Below are 17,627 nucleotides of genomic sequence, written 5' to 3' on the forward strand. Positions count from 1 at the left end.
GGCTCCGTGTTCCTCGTTTGATTGCCGTGGCCCCGGGTGGTCGCATTCGCGCGTTCATCTGCGGTTATGCCCGAGGGGGGAACATGCTGTCGAAAACCCTTCCGGTGGATTCGTGAATCCATGCCGGAGAAATGTGATTCGCTGTCGCTCCGACGGTCGGCGAGGGCCTCGCCCCGCGTGAAAGCCGTGCGGAATTCATTTCGTGCACGGGATCGTCGGCCCGTTCCACCCACCCCATGGATCGCTCCGTATCCGCTCCTGAGCCCCGGCCAGGCGGTGCTGCGGTGATCCGTTGTCGAGAGGACCAGTCTTGACGTCCCCCACTCCGAGGCCGCGCAGCCGGCGCGTCCTCGACCACTCCCTCGTCGTCCTCGGTGCCGGTGCGCTGGCCACCGGGCTCGGCATCCTCACGCTCGCACCCGGAATCAGCGCGGCCTCCAGCCACCGCGAGGCTCCGCTGATCGCCGGTGACCCGCGGGCGGACAACACCGATGTGTACGCGTTCACCAGCCCCGACCGCCCCGACACGGTGACGCTCGCCGCCAACTGGATTCCGTTCGAGGAGCCCAACGGGGGCCCGAACTTCTACCAGTTCGCCGACGACGCGCGCTACAACATCAAGATCGACAACACCGGCGACGGCAACGCCGACGTCACGTACAGCTGGCGCTTTCGCACTCTGACCCGGGACGCGGGCGGCCAGTTCCTCTACAACACGGGGCCGGTCACCTCGCTCAATGACCCGGACCTCAACATCCGTCAGGTCTACGACCTCACGGTGACCACCTCCCGCGGCACCTCAACGGTGCTGCGCGGGGCCCCCGTGGCGCCGTCGAACGTCGGCAAGGCGTCCATGCCGGACTACGCCACCCTGCGCGCGCAGGCGGTACGCAACGCCCCGGGCGGCGGCAAGGCGTTCGCCGGACAGGCGGAGGACCCGTTCTTCGCCGATCTGCGTGTCTTCGACCTGCTCTACGGCGGGGACCTCAGCGAGCGCGGGCAGGACACCCTCGCCGGGTACAACGTCAACTCGGTCGCACTCCAGATCCCCAAGAAGGACCTGGCGCTGCGGGGCAACGCCACCCGGAACCCGGTCGTCGGGATCTGGTCGACCACCGAGCGCCGCGGCGTCCAGGTAACGGACTCCCGGACCGCGAGCGCCGACACCGGGTGGAAGCAGGTCTCCCGCCTCGGCAACCCGCTCGTCAACGAGGTCGTCGTACCGCTCAAGTACAAGGACGCCTTCAACACCCTCAACCCCAGCCAGGACCGGACCGTCCAGCCGGTCGTGGACAAGGTGCTGGACCCGATCCTGCCGAAGCTGATTCAGAAGGTGTACGGCGTACCGGCACCGAAGCCCCCGCGCAAGGACCTGGCGGAGATCTACCTCACCGGTATCTGCAAGGCCTGCGGACCGGTCAAGGCCGATCTGAACGCGCACCGGCTGAACAAGGACGCCTCGCTCCGGAAGATCGTCCCGGCCGAGGAACTGCGGCTGAACATGGCCGTACCGCCCACCGCGAAGCCCAACAGGCTCGGTGTCCTCGCCGGCGACCTGGCCGGCTTCCCGAACGGCCGCCGGCTTGCCGACGACGTCATCGACATCTCCCTCCAGGCGGTCGAAGGAGCCGCCCAGACCGGCAAGCTCGTCCCCGCGCTCGCGGCCGGCGACAAGGTCGACGCCAATGAGGTGCCCTTCGGCACCCGCTTCCCGTACCTGGCGCTCCCGCACACCAAGAGCGTCAACAGCGGCCCGTCCGGTGGAGCCCGGCAGTCGGCGATGACGCCGTCGCACGCCGCCGCGATCGGCACCGCGGGCGTCGCCCTGCTGGGTGTCGGAGGACTGCGCCTGCGCCGGCGCCGCGCCACGAGCTGACCGGCCGCCCCTGCTCCAGGGGTGCCCCCGGGTCACACCGGTGTCCGGGCCGGTCCTGCCGGTCCGGACACCGCCTTTGCATCAGCCCGTCCCACACCACCGGGAGAACCAGTGCCAGCCCCGACCGACCAACTCCCCGCGTCCCCCGCCCGCGGCGGCAGACGACGACTGCGCAGCACGGCGGTCACGCTCGCCCTGGGGGGCGCCCTGTTCACGGTCGGGGCACTGGGCCTGGCTCCCCAGCAGGCGCCCACGGTCGCCTCCGGCCCGGAGGCACCCCGCAGCACGGACCCGGCCGAAGCCCTGCGGACCCGCGTACGCAAACTGCCCGCCGACCCCGACGGCTGGTCGTCCCTCGGCATGGCCTACGTACAACAGGCCCGCAGCACGGCGGACGCGGCCACCTACAACCGGGCCCGGACCGCCCTGCGCAAGTCCCTCGCCCTGCGGCCGGCCGGCAACTTCGCGGCGGAGACCGGGATGGGCGCCCTGGAATCCGCCCGCCACCACTTCGCCGAGGCCCTGACCTGGGCGCGGCGGGCCACCTCAGCCAACCCCTACAGCGCACCCGCCCAAGGCGTCCTGGCCGACGCACTCACCCAGCTCGGCCGCTACGAGGACTCCTACGCGGCGGTCCAGCGCATGACCGACCTCAGACCCGACAGCAGCGCCCTCGCGCGCGCCTCGTACTGCTGGGAACTCCGGGGCGACACCGCGCGGGCGCGCGAACTGATGAACAAGTCCCTCCAGGCGGCCGGGACTCCGGCCGAGAAGGCGTTCGCCCTGACCCACCTCGCCACGCTCGCCCTGGAGACCGGAGATCCGCACACCGCCCTGAAGCTGGCCGGCACCGGACTCGCCGCACTGCCCGGCGACGCCGCCCTGCTGGAGGCCCGCGCACGCGCCCACACCGCACTCGGCCACCCCCGGCAAGCCGTCACCGACTTCACCGCAGCCGTCGCCGCCGCACCCCTGCCGCAGTACCTCCTCGGCCTCGGCGACCTCCAGCGGTCACTCGGACACCGGGAGGAGGCCGAGGAGCAGTACGACGTACTCAGGGCGCAGGAGACGCTGCGGAGGGCGAGCGGCGGGGCGCCGGACGCGGACGCCGTCCTCTTCGAGGCCGATCACGGCAACCCGGAGACCGCGGTCGAGATGGGGCGCGCCGCACTGCGCCAGCGGTCCTTCATCGCGGTCCACGACGCGTACGCCTGGGCCCTGCACCGGGCCGGACGCGACACCGAGGCGGTCGAGCAGGCCGGCCTCGCACTGGCACTGGGCACCGTGAGCGCACCGTTCCACTATCACCGGGCGCTGATCAACCAGGCGCTCGGCCGGACCCTGGCCGCTCGCGCGGACCTCCGCCGGGCCCTGGACACCGATCCCCACTTCCATCCGGTGGACGCCCCCAGGGCGCGCACCGCGCTCAGCAGAATCGAAGCCGCCCGATGAACCGAAAGCCCCCGCGCGTCCTCGCCTCGCTGACCCTCACGGGAACGCTGACCGTGCTCCTGGCAGGCCTCGCCACCACGGCGCACGCACACCCCCTGGGCAACTTCACGGTCAATCACCACACCGGACTCACCTTCCGGAAGGACGGCGTCGACGCGCTGATCGTGGTGGACCGTGCGGAGATCGCCACCGCACAGGAACGCCCGCGTGCCGACCGGGACCACAGCGGCGCGGTCGACGCTGCCGAAGCGCGGTCCTTCGCCGCCGCCGACTGCGCCGTGCTCACCCGGCAGCTGCGCCTGGACATCGCGGGCACACCGGTGCGCTGGAAGACCGCGAGCAGCACGTTCACCTTCCAGCCGGGCGAAGCCGGTCTGCGGACCAGCAGGCTCAGCTGCACCCTCAGCGCCCGTGCGGACCTGGACGCCGCGGCGGACATCGACGTGCGCACGGAGTACGACGAACGGCGTGTCGGCTGGCAGGAGATGACCGCACGCGGACAGGGCGTCACACTCACCCGGTCGACGCTGCCCACCACCTCGCCCACCGGCGAACTACGCCACTATCCCAAGGACCCGCTGGCCACACCGCTGGACCAGCGGTCGGCCCGGCTGCGCACCGAACCCGGCGAAGGCCGCTCCGCCGCCGCCCCGCGTACGGTCCTGCCGGGCGCGGGCCCGGTCACCGCGGTGTTGGACAAGGTTTCCGGAGTCTTCGACGGACTTGTGGGGCGACGCGAACTGACCATCCCCGCAGGACTCCTGGCCCTGCTGCTCTCCCTCGTGCTCGGCGCCTCGCACGCCGCTCTTCCCGGCCACGGAAAGACGATCATGGCCGCGTATCTGGCAGGCCGCCGCGGTACTCCGCGGGACGCCGTCACCGTCGGAGTCACCGTCACCTTCACCCACACCGCAGGGGTGCTGGCGCTCGGTCTCGCCCTGCCGCTGGCGACCTCGCTGGCCGGTGAGACCGTCCTGACCTGGCTCGGCCTCATCAGCGGGCTGATGGTCACCGGGATCGGTCTGTGGCTCCTGCGTGCCGCACTGACGAAACGACCGGTTCACGGTCACGGTCACGGTCACGGACACGGACACGGTCACGATGACGACCCGGCGTCCGATTCGGAGGGCCATGAGCACCACCACGACCACGATCACGCTTCGGAGACGGCGTTCCCGGTCGGCCCGCCCGCCCCGGCACGGTTCGTGCCGAGGCGGCGCCGGCCGCAACCGCTGGTGGCCGAGCAGAGCGGTACGGTCCTCGCCCCGGCCAGGGAGCGTACTCACAGCCACAGCCACAGCCACAGCCACAGCCACAGCCACACCCCCCAGCCGGGGGAGCGGGCCGGCGGCCCAGCCCGGACCAGAAAGTCACGCACCGGCCTGATCGGGATGGGGGTCGCGGGAGGCCTCGTTCCCAGCCCCTCCGCCCTGGTCGTCCTGCTCGGCGCGGTCGCCCTCGGGCGAACCGCCTTCGGTGTGCTGCTCGTTGTCGGCTACGGCCTGGGAATGGCCGCGACGCTCACCCTCGCGGGCCTGCTGCTGGTGCGGCTGCGGGACAGGTTCGAGGCGCGTGCGGACAAGTACGTTCGTCTGCGCGCTCCGTTCGCCCGGCTCGCGGGGATCGGTCCGGCCGCGTCCGCCGCGCTCGTGCTGGCCGTCGGCGCGCTCCTGACCCTGAGGGCAGCGGCGGGCCCCTGGTAGGCCGGCCGAGCGTGATCCGGTGGTTCCGCCGGGCTCAGGTCGAGGCGTACGGGATCGGCTCGCCGCGTCACGGGCGGGCCGGATGCAGTCCCGCGTACACCCCGCCCCTGTCCAGCAGTTCGCTGTGGGTCCCCACCTCCGCGATCCGGCCGCCCTCCATCGCCACGATGCGGTCCGCGCCCTGGATCGTGGAGAGGCGGTGGGCGACGACGAAGACGGTCCGGCCGTGCACCAGACGGGAGAGGGCCTCCTGGACGAGGGCCTCCGAGCGGTTGTCGAGTGCGGAGGTCGCCTCGTCGAGTACCAGCACCCGGGGGTCGCGGATCAGTGCCCTGGCGATCGCGAGCCGCTGCCGCTGCCCGCCCGAGAGCCGTGCGCCGCGCTGGCCGACGACCGTGTCCAGGCCGAGCGGCAGATCCCGCACGAAGTCCAGCGCGTTGGCGTCCTCCAGGGCGCGCATCAGCGTGGCCTCGTCCGTGTCGCCCATTCCGTACGTCACGTTGTCGCGGACGCTGCCCTCGAACAGGATCGACTCCTGCGGCACCACCGACAGGAAGCGCCGGTAGCTGCGCAGGTCGAGCCCGGCCATATCGGTGCCGTCGAGCATGATGCGGCCGGAGGTGGGCCTGATGAAGCCGATGAGCAGGTTGAGGACGGTCGACTTGCCCGCGCCCGAGGCGCCGACCAGCGCGATGGTCTCTCCCGGCCGCGCGGAGAGGGTGAATCCGTCGACCGCCGGCTCCGCGTCGTCGTAGGCGAATCCGACGTCCTCGAAGTCGATGCGGCCGGTGACCCGCTCCACCTGCGCCTTGCCGGCATTGCGTTCAAGGTCGGGGGCCTGGAGTACCTCACCCGCCGAACGCACCGACTCCAGGCCCTTGGTGAGTACGGGGGCCAGGCCGAGCAGCGTGGTCACGGAGCCGGTCAGCACCGTGAAGAAGGAGCTGAGCATCACCACATCGCCAGGGGTGATCGGCATCCAGCCGTGATAGGCGACCAGGGCCGAACCCGTCAGACACAGCACGCCGAGCGTGTTGAGGATGACCCAGGCCAGTGACCCGAACCGGCCGTTGACCGTGTCCAGACGCAGTCCGGCCGCGAACACCTGGCGCAGTGAACCATCGACCCGTCCCAGCGCGGTCCGCTCCAGGCCGTGGGCGCGGGTGATGGGGATGAGCGTGGTCATCTCGCCGACCCGGGAGGAGAGTTGTTCGACCTCGCGGCGGAAGGACTCGTTGTGGCTGCGCAGCCGCGCGCGCAGCTTCATCACCAGGAATCCGGCCGCGGGCACCACGACGAGGAAGACGGGCAGGAACGCGGGCACGCGCACGCCGATGACGACGAGGCCGCCGACCAGGGTCACGACGGCGCCGAGGCCCATGTCCGCGCTCTGCTGCATCATCTGTTCCACGGACTCCACGTCGCGGACCACCTTGGCCTGCAGGACGCTCGAACTGACCCGGGCGTGGTAGCCGATGGACAGCTGCTGCATCCGGCGGCACAGCGCGGAGCGCAGGGTCGTGCCCATCCGGCGGATGCTGCCGCCGAGGAGCCGTACGTACCACTGGTGGAGCGGATAGTTGATGACGAGGATGAACAGCAGGACGCCGGTGGACTGCCACAGCCCGGACTCTGGCCCGTGCTGGACGACCACGTCGAGGACGGTGGCGGTGATCAGCGGGAGCAGCCAGACGGGGCTGTGCTTCACGACGAAGATGAGGGCCGCGAGCGCCAGCCGGCTGCGGTCGGGGCGGAACAGATGGCCGAGGGTGCGTACCGGGTTCTCACCGCGGTAGCGGTGGTCCAGGTGATCGAAGGGTGCCAAGGATTCGGCAGAGACGGGGGAAAGCGCTTTCTGCATGGAGTCCATCCCACCGTGCTTCCGCCGTGCGCGGCAACCCCCGTCCCGCGGACGGGACGGGGGAGTGCCGGCGGACCTGTCGGGAGGCGGGCCCGACAGGCCTCACGGGACGCGGAGTTCGCGCGGGGACGGTTCGGGTGAGGGGGTTTTGCGGCCGGTCCGTCCCAATGAGGCGATCGCGCTGGTGATCAGGCCGGCGAGGAGCCCCCAGAACGCGGATCCGATCCCCAGGAGCGTCACACCGGAGGCCGTGGCGAGGAAGGTCACGACAGCCGCCTCCCGCGACGACTTGTCGGCCAGGGCCGTGGACAGGGATGACTCGATGGTGGCGAGCAGACCGATTCCGGCGATCGCCAGGACCAGCGCGTGCGGCATCGCGGTCAGGAGCGTGGCGACTGTCGCGCCGAGCAGGCCGACACAGAGGTAGAAGACGCCGGCCCAGACTGCCGCCAGGTAGCGCCGGTCGCGGTCGGGGTGTGCCTCCTCGCCCGTGCAGATGGCGGCCGTGATGGCGGCGAGGTTGAGGCCGAACGCACCGAACGGTGCCAGTACGGCGTTGGCCGCCCCGGTCCATGTCATCAGCGGGGACACCGGTACGTCGTAGCCGGCGCCGCGGATCGCCGCGACACCTGGCAGATTCTGCGATGCCATCGTGACCACGAACAGCGGGGCGCCGACGCTGACAAGGACCTTCCAGTCGAACTCCGGGGTGACGAACACCGGTGTGGCCAGGGCGAACCGGACCTTGCCCAACTGCCATCCGCCGGTGAACGCCGTGGCCACCACCCCCGCGCCGAGGGCCAGCAGCACGGCGTACCGGGGGAGCAGGCGCCTGCCGAGCAGGTAGAGCACGAACATCGGGAAGGCGACCGCGAAGCTGCCGTGCATCGTGCTGAACAGACCCGTGCCGAACCGCAGCAGGACCCCCGCCAGCAGCGCTGCCGCCAGCGGTACCGGGATCCGGCCCATGACGCGGCCGAACCACCCGGTCACCCCGCTGAGGAAGATGAGCAGCGCGGAGAAGACGAACGCACCGACCGCCTGGGCCATGGACACGCCGCTCAGTCCGGTCGTCAGGAGCGCCGCTCCGGGCGTCGACCACGCGGTGACGACAGGTGCCCGGTAGCGCAGCGACAGCCCGATGCAGGTGCAGGCCAGGCCGACGCCGAGGGCGAGCATCCAGGAGGAGATCTCGCGCGGGTCGGCGCCCGCCGCCTTCGCCGCCGTGAACACCAGGGCTGCCGAGCTGGTGACCCCGACCATGACGGCGATCAGTCCGGCGGCCACGGCCGAGGGAGGCGCGGCCGAGCGTATGCGGGCGATCACGAACATGAGTGAGCCACTTCCCCTGTGCGGTGCGGGACGCCGTTGACCAGCAGAGGAGCCGGCGCACCACGAGCATGTTCCGTATACTGAACGTTCTGTTTATGGAACACTAGAGAGGCGGGCTGACACCCGTCAACCCGGAATGCGGAGTGGGTGGACGCCGGTGGGACTGAACGAGGACCTGGGGCGCAGACTGCGGGCGCTGCGGCACGAACAGGATCTGTCCCTCTCGGAGTTGTCCCGGCGCTCCGGGGTGGGCAAGGGCACGCTCTCCGAGCTGGAGAGCGGCCTGCGCAACCCGACCCTGGAGACCCTGTACGCACTCGCCACCGCGCTCGGCCACCCGCTCAGCGCCGTGATCAGCGACCCGGCGCCGGAAGGCGGCTCCGGCTCCGGTGCCGGCCTTCCCGGGGTTTCGGGCAGCGCCGTCAGCGCGACTCTGCTGGAGCGGCACGAGGACGCGGCAGCGGTCACCGACGTGTTCCGCGTGACCATCCGCGCGGGCGCCACCCAGGAGTCCGCGGCGCACGTCCCGGGCACGGGGGAGAGCCTGATGGTGCTGACGGGCACCGCGGTCGTCGGCCCGCCGCACGCCCCCCTGACGGTCGGCCCCGGGGCCTCCGCGCAGTGGCGGGCCGACGTGCCCCACATCTACAGCGCATCGGACGCCGACGTGCACGGCATCCTCTTCGTGCGCTACCCGACGGCCGCCCGGCGGGGAAGAGGGACCGGGCAGCGAAGGGTGCGCCCGGAGCCCGGCCCTGCCGGACAGGCCTGACCTGTGGGAGCCCCCGTGCCTCCGCACGGGGGCTCCCACAGGTGCGGTCACAGCAGCCCGGATTCCCCACCGGGTACGACACCGTCGGACCCGCCCCGCGAACCCGATCCGTCCCCCTGCTCCGGGTGCAGCCGGATGCCACGGCCCTGCCACCGCTTGCGCAGCCAGCGGTCATGGCTGGCCAGGACGACGGCACCGGGCCCCGTTCCCAGGGCCTCCTCCAACTCGTCGCAGAGCCGCGGGGACAGATGGTTCGTGGGTTCGTCGAGCAGCAGGAGTTGTGGCGGCCGGGCCGTCAGCAGGGCCAGGGCGAGCCTGCGGCGCTGGCCGGCCGACAACTGCCCCACCGGCTTGTCCAGGTCTCCCTCGTGCAGCAGGCCGAGCGAGGCCAGCGGCACCTCCTCGGCCCGGTCGATGCCCAGGGCGCGCTCGTACGTCTCATGGACGGCACGGTCCGGCCGCGCGAACCGGGTGTCCTGCGCGAGCACCCCGACCGTCAGCCCGGGACGCCGGCCCACCTCGCCCTCGGGGGTGAGCTGTCCGGCGAGCACGGCGAGCAGCGTCGACTTTCCCGCGCCGTTGCCGCCCGTGACCAGGAGCCGCTCGGTCGCCGCGATGTCGAGGCGGCCGATGGCCAGGCGGCCCGGAACGCGCACCCCGCGGAGGGACACCAGGGTGCCGTCGGCCGAGGCCCCGGCGAGACCCGTGTGCCGGAACCGCAGCGGCCGCGGAGGCTCGCCGGTCCGACGGCGCTCCAACTCCTCCAGCCGGCGGGAGGCGTTGCGGACCCGGCGCGCGATCTGGCTCTGCACCCGGCCCGCCCGGAGGCCGTACCCCATCTTCTCGCTGTCGCGCGGACCGCGGTCCGGTGCGACCTGCCGCGCCGTCACATCGGCCGAGCGGCGCAGCGCCTCGATCTCCTCCTGCTCCTCGGTGTGACGCCGCTCCCAGCGTGCCCGCTCCGCCCGCTTCACGGCCAGATAGGCGCTGTAGCCGCCGCCGTACCGCACGGGACCGTCGACGGCCGGATCGAGGTCGATCAGATCCGTGCAGACGGCGTCCAGGAAGGCCCGGTCGTGGCTGGCGATGACGACGGGCCCCGGCATCCCGCGCAGTTGCTCCTCCACGAAGGCGGCGGCCTCGTCGTCGAGGTGGTTGGTCGGCTCGTCCAGCAGGAGGGCCGAAGGACGCCGCACCAGCAGCGCGGCCAGCGACAGCCGGGCGCGCTGCCCGCCGGAGAGTGAGCCGAGCGTCCGTTCGTACGGCAGCGCCGCGAGTCCGAGACCGGTGAGCAGGACGGCGGCGCGCCGGTCGGCGTCCCACGTCTCCCGCTCCTCGGCCAGTTCGAGCCGTCGGCCGTACGTTTCCAGCAGTTCGGCGTAACCGGCGGAGTCCTGCGGGGCGCGGGCCAGCTCCTCGGTGAGCCGGTCGATTTCCGCGAGGTCCTCCCGGGCCTCGCGGAGGGCGTCGTCCAGCACGTCGGCGATCGTCGACGTGGCGTCGAACGCCATCTCCTGGTGCAGGAAGCCCACATCGGCGGGCCTGGTGACGCTGCCGGTGTCGGGCTCGTCCGTACCGGCGAGCAGGCGCAGCAGAGTCGACTTGCCGACGCCGTTCTCCCCGATCAGGCCGATGCGGTGGCCGGGCGCGACGGTGAGGCTCACCCCGTCAAGTACGCGCCTGGAGCCGAGGGTGCGGACGATGTCATGTGCGAGCAGTGCGGGTGCGGGCATGGTGGTCCCATCCAACGTGATCGGTTCTCGGCCCGCCGGGCGCTCGGCCTCGGGCGCGGGCCAGGACAGCACGTCAGCGGCTCACACCTGCGGAGCTCCGGTCTCCAGCAGCTCGCCGCCGGCCAGCTTCAGCCACCGGTCCACCCCGATCCTGGCGAGGAAGCGCTTGTCGTGGCTGACGACCACGAACGCCCCCTGATAGGAGCTCAGTGCGCCCTCCAGCTGGTCGGCGCTCGTCAGGTCGAGGTTGTTGGTCGGCTCGTCCAGGAGCAGCAGTTGCGGGGCCGGTTCGGCGCACAGGACGCAGGCCAGGGTGGCCCGCAGGCGTTCGCCACCGGACAGCACCCGGACGGGGAGATGGGCGCCGTCGCCCCGGAAAAGGAAGCGCGCGAGCAGGTTCATCCGCTCCGCCTCGGCCCGGTGCGGGGCGGACACGGCGAAGTTCTCCGCCACCGTGCGGTCGAGGTCGAGCAGGTCGAGCCGCTGGGACAGATAGGCGATCCGCCCGCCGGACCGCCTGATCTCGCCGCCGACCAACGGGAGTTCGCCGTTGATCAGGCGCAGCAGGGTGGTCTTTCCCGCGCCGTTGGGGCCGGTGAGCGCGATGCGTTCGGGGCCGCGGATCGTCAGGTCGATTCCCTCGCCGGAGAACTGGTCCCGTCCGCCCAGGCGCACCCGCATCCGCTCGGCGAGCAGAACGGTGCGTCCGGCGGGCACGACGGTGTCCGGCAGTTCGAGTGTGAGGCGCTGCTCGTCGCGTACCGCGCGACCGGCCTCGTCCAGCCGGGCCCTGGCCTCGCCGACCCGGGCGGAATGGGTCTGGCCGGCCCGGCCCGCGGACTCCTGGGCGCCCCGCTTCATGTTCCCGGCGAAGATGCGCGGAAGACCCGCGTTCTTGAGGTTGCGGGCCGCGTTGCTCGCCCGGCGCTCGGCCCGTTCGCGGGCCTGCTGCATTTCCCGCTTCTCCCGCTTCAGCTCCTGTTCGGCGTTGCGCACGTTTTTCTCGGCGACCTCCTGCCCGGCCCGCACGGCTTCCTCGTAGGCGCTGAAGTCGCCTCCGTAGAGGCGTAGTTCGCCGTCGTCGAGTTCGGCGATGCGGTCCATGCGGTCGAGCAGCGCACGGTCGTGGCTGACGAGCAGCAGCGTGCCGTTCCATGCGTCGAGCGCGTCGTGGAGTGTGCGACGGGCATCGAGGTCCAGGTTGTTCGTCGGCTCGTCGAGCAGTAGCACGTCGGGCCGTTTCAGCAGCTGGGCCGCCAGGCCGAGGGAGACGACCTGGCCGCCGCTGAGTGTGCCGGTGCTCCGGTCGAGGGTGATGCCGGTCAGACCGAGCCGGTCCAGCTGTACGCGGGTGCGCTCCTCGATGTCCCAGTCGTCTCCGATGACCGCGAAGTGGTCCTCGGTGACATCACCGGATTCGACGGCGTCGAGGGCGCGGATCACCGCGTCGACCCCCAGGACCTCGGCCACCGTCAGCTCTCCGGTCAGGGGGAGGCTCTGCGGGAGGTGGCCGAGTGTGCCGCCCACGGAGACGGAGCCCGCGGTGGGGCGGAGTTCGCCGGCGATCAGCCTGAGCAGGGTGCTCTTGCCGGTCCCGTTGGGAGCGACGAGGCCCGTACGGCCGCTCCCCACGGTGAAGGACAGGTCGTGGAGAACAGGGGTGTCGTCGGGCCAGGAGAAAGAGAGGCCGGAGCAGATGATGGAAGCGTCGGACATGCGGGAGACCTCGCGTGTGACCCGGGGCGGCACACAGTGCGGCCCCGCAGGAATGGACAAAGGGAACAACGACATGGCCACTGCGGCGGCGCTCCTGGGCGCCTGCCGGTGGCCGGTCAGCTCCGGGTATCACCCGGAGATGTCGTCGTCACCCGCCATGTCTGATCTCCTCCGTACACGCTGAACAGCGTGACCACACTAACAGGCGTGCCGCAACCGGGCTTTCTGAGCGGCGCCGACCGTTGCGAGAGGGCTCACCGAGCACCGGCAGGCGAACCGATGACAACCGTGCGCGCCCACGCGGGCGGTGAGTCCGGTACGTCATCGGGACGGTCCTCGCTCCACGACCCGCGTGAGTGCTGCCGGGGGAACAGACCGACCACCGTCCGGCACGCCGGCCGCGCGGCGGGCCACGGCGTCTGCCCGTCCGTGAGGACCACGACGACGTCAGGACGGGGCCGTGCCCGCAGCGCCTTGGTGAAACCCGAGCGCAGATCCGTGCCCCCACCGCCCACCAGGGGAATTCCCTCGGCACGGCACAGCGGGTGCACGACCCCGGCAGCCGCGTCGCACGACAGGACGGTGACCAGGTCCCGGCGGCCGCCCACGGCGCGGGAGATCGAGGCGACCTCCAGGAGCGCGCTGCCCAGTTCGGCGTCACTGACCGAACCGGAGGTGTCGATGACCACCGAGACCCGGGGCGGCCGGCGACGGAGGCTCGGCAGAACGGCGCCGGGCACCCCGGCCGAGCGTCGGGACGGGCGGCCGTAGCTGTAGTCCTGGCCGGCGCCGGAGCCCGAGGCCGCCGAGCGCACGGCCGCCCCCAGCAACTCCCGCCACGCCTGCGGCGGGTGGAACGCCTCCTCCGCCCACCGCTGCCACCCCTTCGGGGCGTCCCCCGGGCGGCCGGTGATGCCCTGGGCCACCCGGAAGCGAACCGCGTCCCGTTCCTGCGCGCTGAGGCCGTGCGACCCGTCCGGTCCCAGGTCCCACTCCCTTTCCAGCCCGTCGGCCCCACTGCCGCAGTCCAGCCAGGCCAGGCTCTGGGTGCGCGGCCCCAGCCGGAACTGGCGCAGGTAGTCCTCCATGAGCTCCCCCTCGGGGAGCCCCAGGGCCTTCGGGCCGACGGCGCCTTCAGGCCGGGCCAGCCCCTCGCCGAACACGTCGTCGTTGATCTCGCAGTCCGCGGCGATGTTCATCCGCAGCCGTTCCCCGGGACCGGTCAGCCCCCGTTCCCGCGCGACCCGGTCACCGCGTCCGTGATGGTCGCGCAGCAGATGCGAGATCTCGTGCACCCACACCCCGGCCAGCTCCTCCACCGGGGTCGCCGCCACGAACGCCGGGGAGACGTAGCACCGCCAGTGCCGGTCGACGGCCATGGTCGGCACCCGCCGCGATTCGACGGTGTGCAGCGCGAACAGTGCCGTCGCCAAGTAGGGGCGGACCCGGGCGGCGTGCAGCCGGGCGGCGAAGAGCTTGCCGAGGTCCAGCGGTACGGGCGCGGTCGGCGTTCCGGGTGTTCCCGGCGTCCTGAAGGTCATCGGCGGGCCTGCGCGGCGGCCGCGGTCCGGGTCGCCGCCCGGTCCGCCCGCCGGGACAGTGACACGACTCCGGCCAGCTGCTCGATCGAGGCGGGAACGTCCCAGTCCTCCTGGCGCAACGAGGCGAGTGTGGTCGCGGGGACGACCACCAGATCCGGGGCCCCGGTCTCCAGCGCCCGGACCAGGAGCGCCCACGCCGCGTCCCAGCGGGACTTCTCCGGGCGATTGCGGACCGCGGCCACCACACCGTCGAGCACGGCCTGACGCAGATCCCCCCGCTCGGGCAGGGCGGCGTGCGCCGGGTCGGCGAGCAGGGTCTCGGGATCGGGGAGGTCCATCCGGTCCAGACCCGCCAGCAGCTCCAGCCCCGGACCGTCCCCCACCGTGCCTCTGACCAGTGCGGAGAGCACATCCCGGGAAGAACCGGCCGCGGTCGCGAAGGCGATCAGCGACAGCGTCATGTCCCAGGTTCGGGGCGACGGCCAAGGACCGCCCCGGCGCGCCTCGTTGCTGGGCAGCCGGTGTACGAGCGCGGGGCGGGCGGAGAGAAGCCCGCACACCGCACGGCGGGCGAAGTCCACCGCCTCCGGCAGCCTCTCCGGGGCGAGCCGTGGCAGCGTCGCGCGGGGCCAGGTCCCACCGAGGCCGCGTACGACGACCTCGTGGTCGTGGGTCCACTGAAGATGGACGAACCGGTTGGCCAGGGGCGGGCTCAGTTCCCAGCCGTCGGCGGCCGACGACCGCGGGTTGGCGGCCGCCACGATCCGTACCTCGGACGGCAGTTGCAGGGAGCCGATCCGCCGTTCGAGCACCAGGCGGAGCAGGGCGGCCTGAACGGCCGGGGCGGCGGTGGACAGTTCGTCCAGGAACAGCAGCCCGCGCCCGGCCCGTACGAGCCGCACGGCCCAGTCCGGCGGGGCCATCGGAACACCCTGTTCCGCGGGATCGTCCCCGACGATGGGCAGTCCCGAGAAGTCGGACGGCTCGTGCACACTGGCGATGACGGTGGTCAGCGGCAGATCCAGGGCCGCGGCAAGCTGGGTCAGGGCAGCGGTCTTGCCGATTCCCGGCTCACCCCACAGGACCACCGGCAGGTCGGCGGCCACGGCCAGGGTCAACGCCTCCAGCTGCGTGTCGGGGCGCGGTTCGGTTCCGGTGTCGCGCAGCAGGGCCAGCAACTCACCGGCGACGTCGAGCTGGGGGACGTCGGCGGCCGGGCCGGCAGAGGTCTCGGTCGATGAGAACGGGGCGTATGCGGGCATGTCTGATCACCTATGGGGTTCGTGGTGGGGCGCGTGGGCGCGAAGGGCAGGGCCCTCGGGTCAGTGGAAGGCCGCGAGGCGCGGGCGGGAGCTGTGGTCACGGGACCGGAGACGATCCGGAGGGATCCGGTCGGGCCCGGGACCGCCGCCGGTCAGGCCGGCCCTGAACAGTCCGTAGGTGACCCGCCGCAGCGCGGCCGCCTCCAGTTCGTCCCGCAGGGCGCCGCTGCGCAGCATCGCGTCGGGGCCCAGCAGGCCCTCGACGACGGCCAGCGCACCGGAGGTGTCGCCATGGACCAGCCGTTCCCGGACACCGGCCAGGCAGTGCGGATGGCGGTGCGCCTCGTCGATGGCGCGCAGGCAGGGGAGCGGGGTACCGGTCAGGGCGACCAGCAGCTCCTCGCGGCGGATCTCGGCCGGATCGTGGTCGAGGGGCGCCAGCACCCCGTTGACCAGGCCGATCCGATGCTGAGCGCCCCGGCACTCGACGAGGCGCGGTCGTCCCGCCCGGTCCCGATCCCGGCCGGGACCGGACGGTGAATGACCCGGTACCAACGCCGAGGCGACCAGCGGGTGCAGCCCGTCGGCCTCGATCGCACCGGCACGGAGCAGTTCCAGGTCGGGTGGCACCCAGGTCGCCGCGTCGGGCAGGACCGGCAGCGCGGAGGCGGCCGCGTCCGTGGACGCCGCCGAGATCCGCAACGCGGGCGGCCCGTGACCGTCCCCGTCCACCACCGGTTCCAGGATCAGCCGGCGCCGGGCCCCGCACCGCACGGTGACGGGTCCGGTGGGGAGCCCCTCGGCACGGAGCAGAATTCCGGCCTCGTCCCCCCACCGGTCAACGGCGCAGCGGAGCAGTCGCGGCATCGGTACCAGCAGCTGCGGGTTCAGCGCATGACGGCCGTGGGCGGGCGGCCGATCGGCCCCGGAGCGGCTCCGCAGCTCGTCGGCCCTGCGGGCATCCCACAGGTGACGGTGCAGGTCGAGGCGGAACCGCCGGCTGGGATGGGGGTGCGGGTGCCGGCGCGTACCGGCGTCGGAGAGGGATCCGTCCCACAGCGCGAGGCTGATGCGCTGTCCGCCGTCCGCCCAGGCAGGCGGGGTCCGGACCACGAGTCGCACCGGGCACGGGCCGTCACGGCCTTCGGCGTCGTACTGGGCCAGAGCGATGGTCAGCCCCGGGCGCAGCAGCCCGTCAGGAGCGATTCTCGGCAGGTGCCAGCGCAACAGGTCGGGCGCCAGATGCCGGAGATCGACACGGATGCGGGCCGCGAGGTCGCGGCCGTGAACGCACGCGACGGAACGCAGATTCAGATCTACGTCGATGCCTGCGGCAGCACATGCGCCTGTCCAGTCCCCGGCGGAACGGCGGGCGGTCGCAGTGTCGATCATGGAGGGCGGCACGGCGAACTCACGCACGCGCAGCCAGTAGGAAAAGCGGGAATCCCGGTTCGCGGTCTCAGTGAGCATCAGCACTCACCTTGCGCGGACGGGTCCCCCAATCTGTGAACAGAGTGAGTCGTCATCGCGGTGATCGTATCGCTCCGGGCACCGAACTGCCAGGGCGCCGGCCGAACTGCCGTGCGGCGGGGCTCAGTCGGGGAGCGACAGCCCCATGGTCACGCGCATCGCCGACGACAGCAGCCCGGCGCGGACCCGGCTGGTCCGGTACATCCGGTCCGACCGGAAGGAGATACCGAGCGAACCGATCTGGGCACCGCTGTACACCGGCACGGCGACGCAGGTCGTACCGCGAGCGTACTCCTCCCGGTCCATGACGACCGGCGCTGCCGGTGACGAGTCGAGCTGCCGCAGCAGCTCCTCCCTGCGCGTGATCGTGCGGGGCGTGAGACCGGTCAGGGAGTGCCGGGAGAAGTACTCGGCGCGCGCCTTCCCGTCCATTTCGCGCAGCACGCTCTTCCCGAGAGCCGTGGCGTGTCCCGCGTCCTGGAATCCGACCCAGCGATCCACGCGTGGCACCTGAGTGCTGTCGGCGATCTCCATGACACGGATTTCGCCCTCCTCGTACAGCGACAGATAGACCGCGGCCGAGAGTTCGTCCCGCAGGGACGTCAGGACGGGCCGGACACGATCCAGCTGCTCCAGGGAAGAGTGGTCGGGGGAGAGGGTGAACGCGCCGTCGTCCAGCTCGGTCAGGTAGCCGTCCCGCGCGAGTGCCTTCAGCAGCCGCTGGGCGGTGGCCAGGGGCAGCCCCGCCTCCCGGGCCAGCTGCTGCACGGGTACTTCCGCCGCGTGCGCCCCTGCCGCCTCCATCACTCGGAGAGCACGCTGGACGTTCGCGGTGAGCTCGGGGCCCGCCTCGTCACCCATGCCCATAAGCATGGACCCGGTGCCGGAAGGCGGCAATACGTCCTGTGT

The 17,627-nt window shown here is 72.1% G+C and carries 12 protein-coding genes; 4 read left to right on the forward strand and 8 right to left on the reverse strand.

Features of this window, described 5'->3' with window-relative positions; all coding sequences use genetic code 11:
* The first annotated feature begins 310 nt into the window (after positions 1–310).
* From OG322_RS37990 to OG322_RS38000, 3 genes are all read left to right on the forward strand, one after another.
* A complete protein-coding gene (locus tag OG322_RS37990) occupies positions 311–1,876 on the forward strand; it encodes a DUF4331 domain-containing protein (protein ID WP_124285903.1) in 1,566 nt (521 codons plus the stop codon).
* Between the two features lie 111 nt (positions 1,877–1,987).
* On the forward strand, positions 1,988–3,328 hold the full coding sequence (locus OG322_RS37995; protein ID WP_329307563.1) for a tetratricopeptide repeat protein: 1,341 nt from the start codon (positions 1,988–1,990) through the stop codon (positions 3,326–3,328).
* Positions 3,325–5,031: an urease accessory protein UreH domain-containing protein gene (locus tag OG322_RS38000; RefSeq protein WP_329307564.1), complete on the forward strand. Its 1,707-nt coding sequence runs from the start codon at positions 3,325–3,327 to the stop codon at positions 5,029–5,031. Before OG322_RS37995 ends, OG322_RS38000 begins: the two co-directional genes overlap by 4 nt.
* A gap of 67 nt (positions 5,032–5,098) precedes the next feature.
* Here the strand turns inward: OG322_RS38000 and OG322_RS38005 are convergent, their stop codons facing one another.
* Positions 5,099–6,892: an ABC transporter ATP-binding protein gene (locus OG322_RS38005; protein ID WP_329307565.1), complete on the reverse strand. Its 1,794-nt coding sequence runs from the start codon at positions 6,890–6,892 to the stop codon at positions 5,099–5,101.
* A 102-nt stretch (positions 6,893–6,994) separates the two neighbouring features.
* On the reverse strand, positions 6,995–8,224 hold the full coding sequence (locus tag OG322_RS38010; RefSeq protein ID WP_329307566.1) for a benzoate/H(+) symporter BenE family transporter: 1,230 nt from the start codon (positions 8,222–8,224) through the stop codon (positions 6,995–6,997).
* A gap of 157 nt (positions 8,225–8,381) precedes the next feature.
* Between OG322_RS38010 and OG322_RS38015 the strand changes: the two genes are divergently transcribed.
* A complete protein-coding gene (locus OG322_RS38015; protein ID WP_123465359.1) occupies positions 8,382–8,996 on the forward strand; it encodes an XRE family transcriptional regulator in 615 nt (204 codons plus the stop codon).
* Between the two features lie 47 nt (positions 8,997–9,043).
* On the opposite strand, the gene OG322_RS38020 is transcribed toward OG322_RS38015, so the two are convergent.
* The 6 genes from OG322_RS38020 to OG322_RS38045 all read right to left on the reverse strand — a co-directional run bounded on the left by OG322_RS38020 (position 9,044) and on the right by OG322_RS38045 (position 17,579).
* Positions 9,044–10,729 carry an ABC-F family ATP-binding cassette domain-containing protein gene (locus OG322_RS38020; RefSeq protein WP_329307567.1) on the reverse strand — a complete coding sequence of 562 codons (1,686 nt, stop codon included), beginning with the start codon at positions 10,727–10,729 and terminating at the stop codon, positions 9,044–9,046.
* A gap of 81 nt (positions 10,730–10,810) precedes the next feature.
* Positions 10,811–12,445: a ribosomal protection-like ABC-F family protein gene (abc-f, locus tag OG322_RS38025; protein ID WP_329307568.1), complete on the reverse strand. Its 1,635-nt coding sequence runs from the start codon at positions 12,443–12,445 to the stop codon at positions 10,811–10,813.
* Positions 12,446–12,699: 254 nt separating this feature from the next.
* Positions 12,700–13,986 carry a vWA domain-containing protein gene (locus OG322_RS38030; protein ID WP_329307569.1) on the reverse strand — a complete coding sequence of 429 codons (1,287 nt, stop codon included), beginning with the start codon at positions 13,984–13,986 and terminating at the stop codon, positions 12,700–12,702.
* A complete protein-coding gene (locus tag OG322_RS38035; RefSeq protein WP_329307570.1) occupies positions 13,983–15,248 on the reverse strand; it encodes an AAA family ATPase in 1,266 nt (421 codons plus the stop codon). The genes OG322_RS38030 and OG322_RS38035 overlap by 4 nt, the downstream gene beginning before the upstream one ends.
* Before the next feature lie 60 nt (positions 15,249–15,308).
* A complete protein-coding gene (locus OG322_RS38040) occupies positions 15,309–16,718 on the reverse strand; it encodes a hypothetical protein (RefSeq protein WP_329307571.1) in 1,410 nt (469 codons plus the stop codon).
* A 123-nt stretch (positions 16,719–16,841) separates the two neighbouring features.
* Complete coding sequence (locus tag OG322_RS38045) at positions 16,842–17,579, reverse strand: IclR family transcriptional regulator (protein WP_329307572.1); 738 nt, start codon at positions 17,577–17,579, stop codon at positions 16,842–16,844.
* Between the last annotated feature and the right edge of the window lie 48 nt (positions 17,580–17,627).

This window comes from Streptomyces sp. NBC_01260, assembly GCF_036226405.1.
GTDB lineage: Bacteria > Actinomycetota > Actinomycetes > Streptomycetales > Streptomycetaceae > Streptomyces > Streptomyces laculatispora.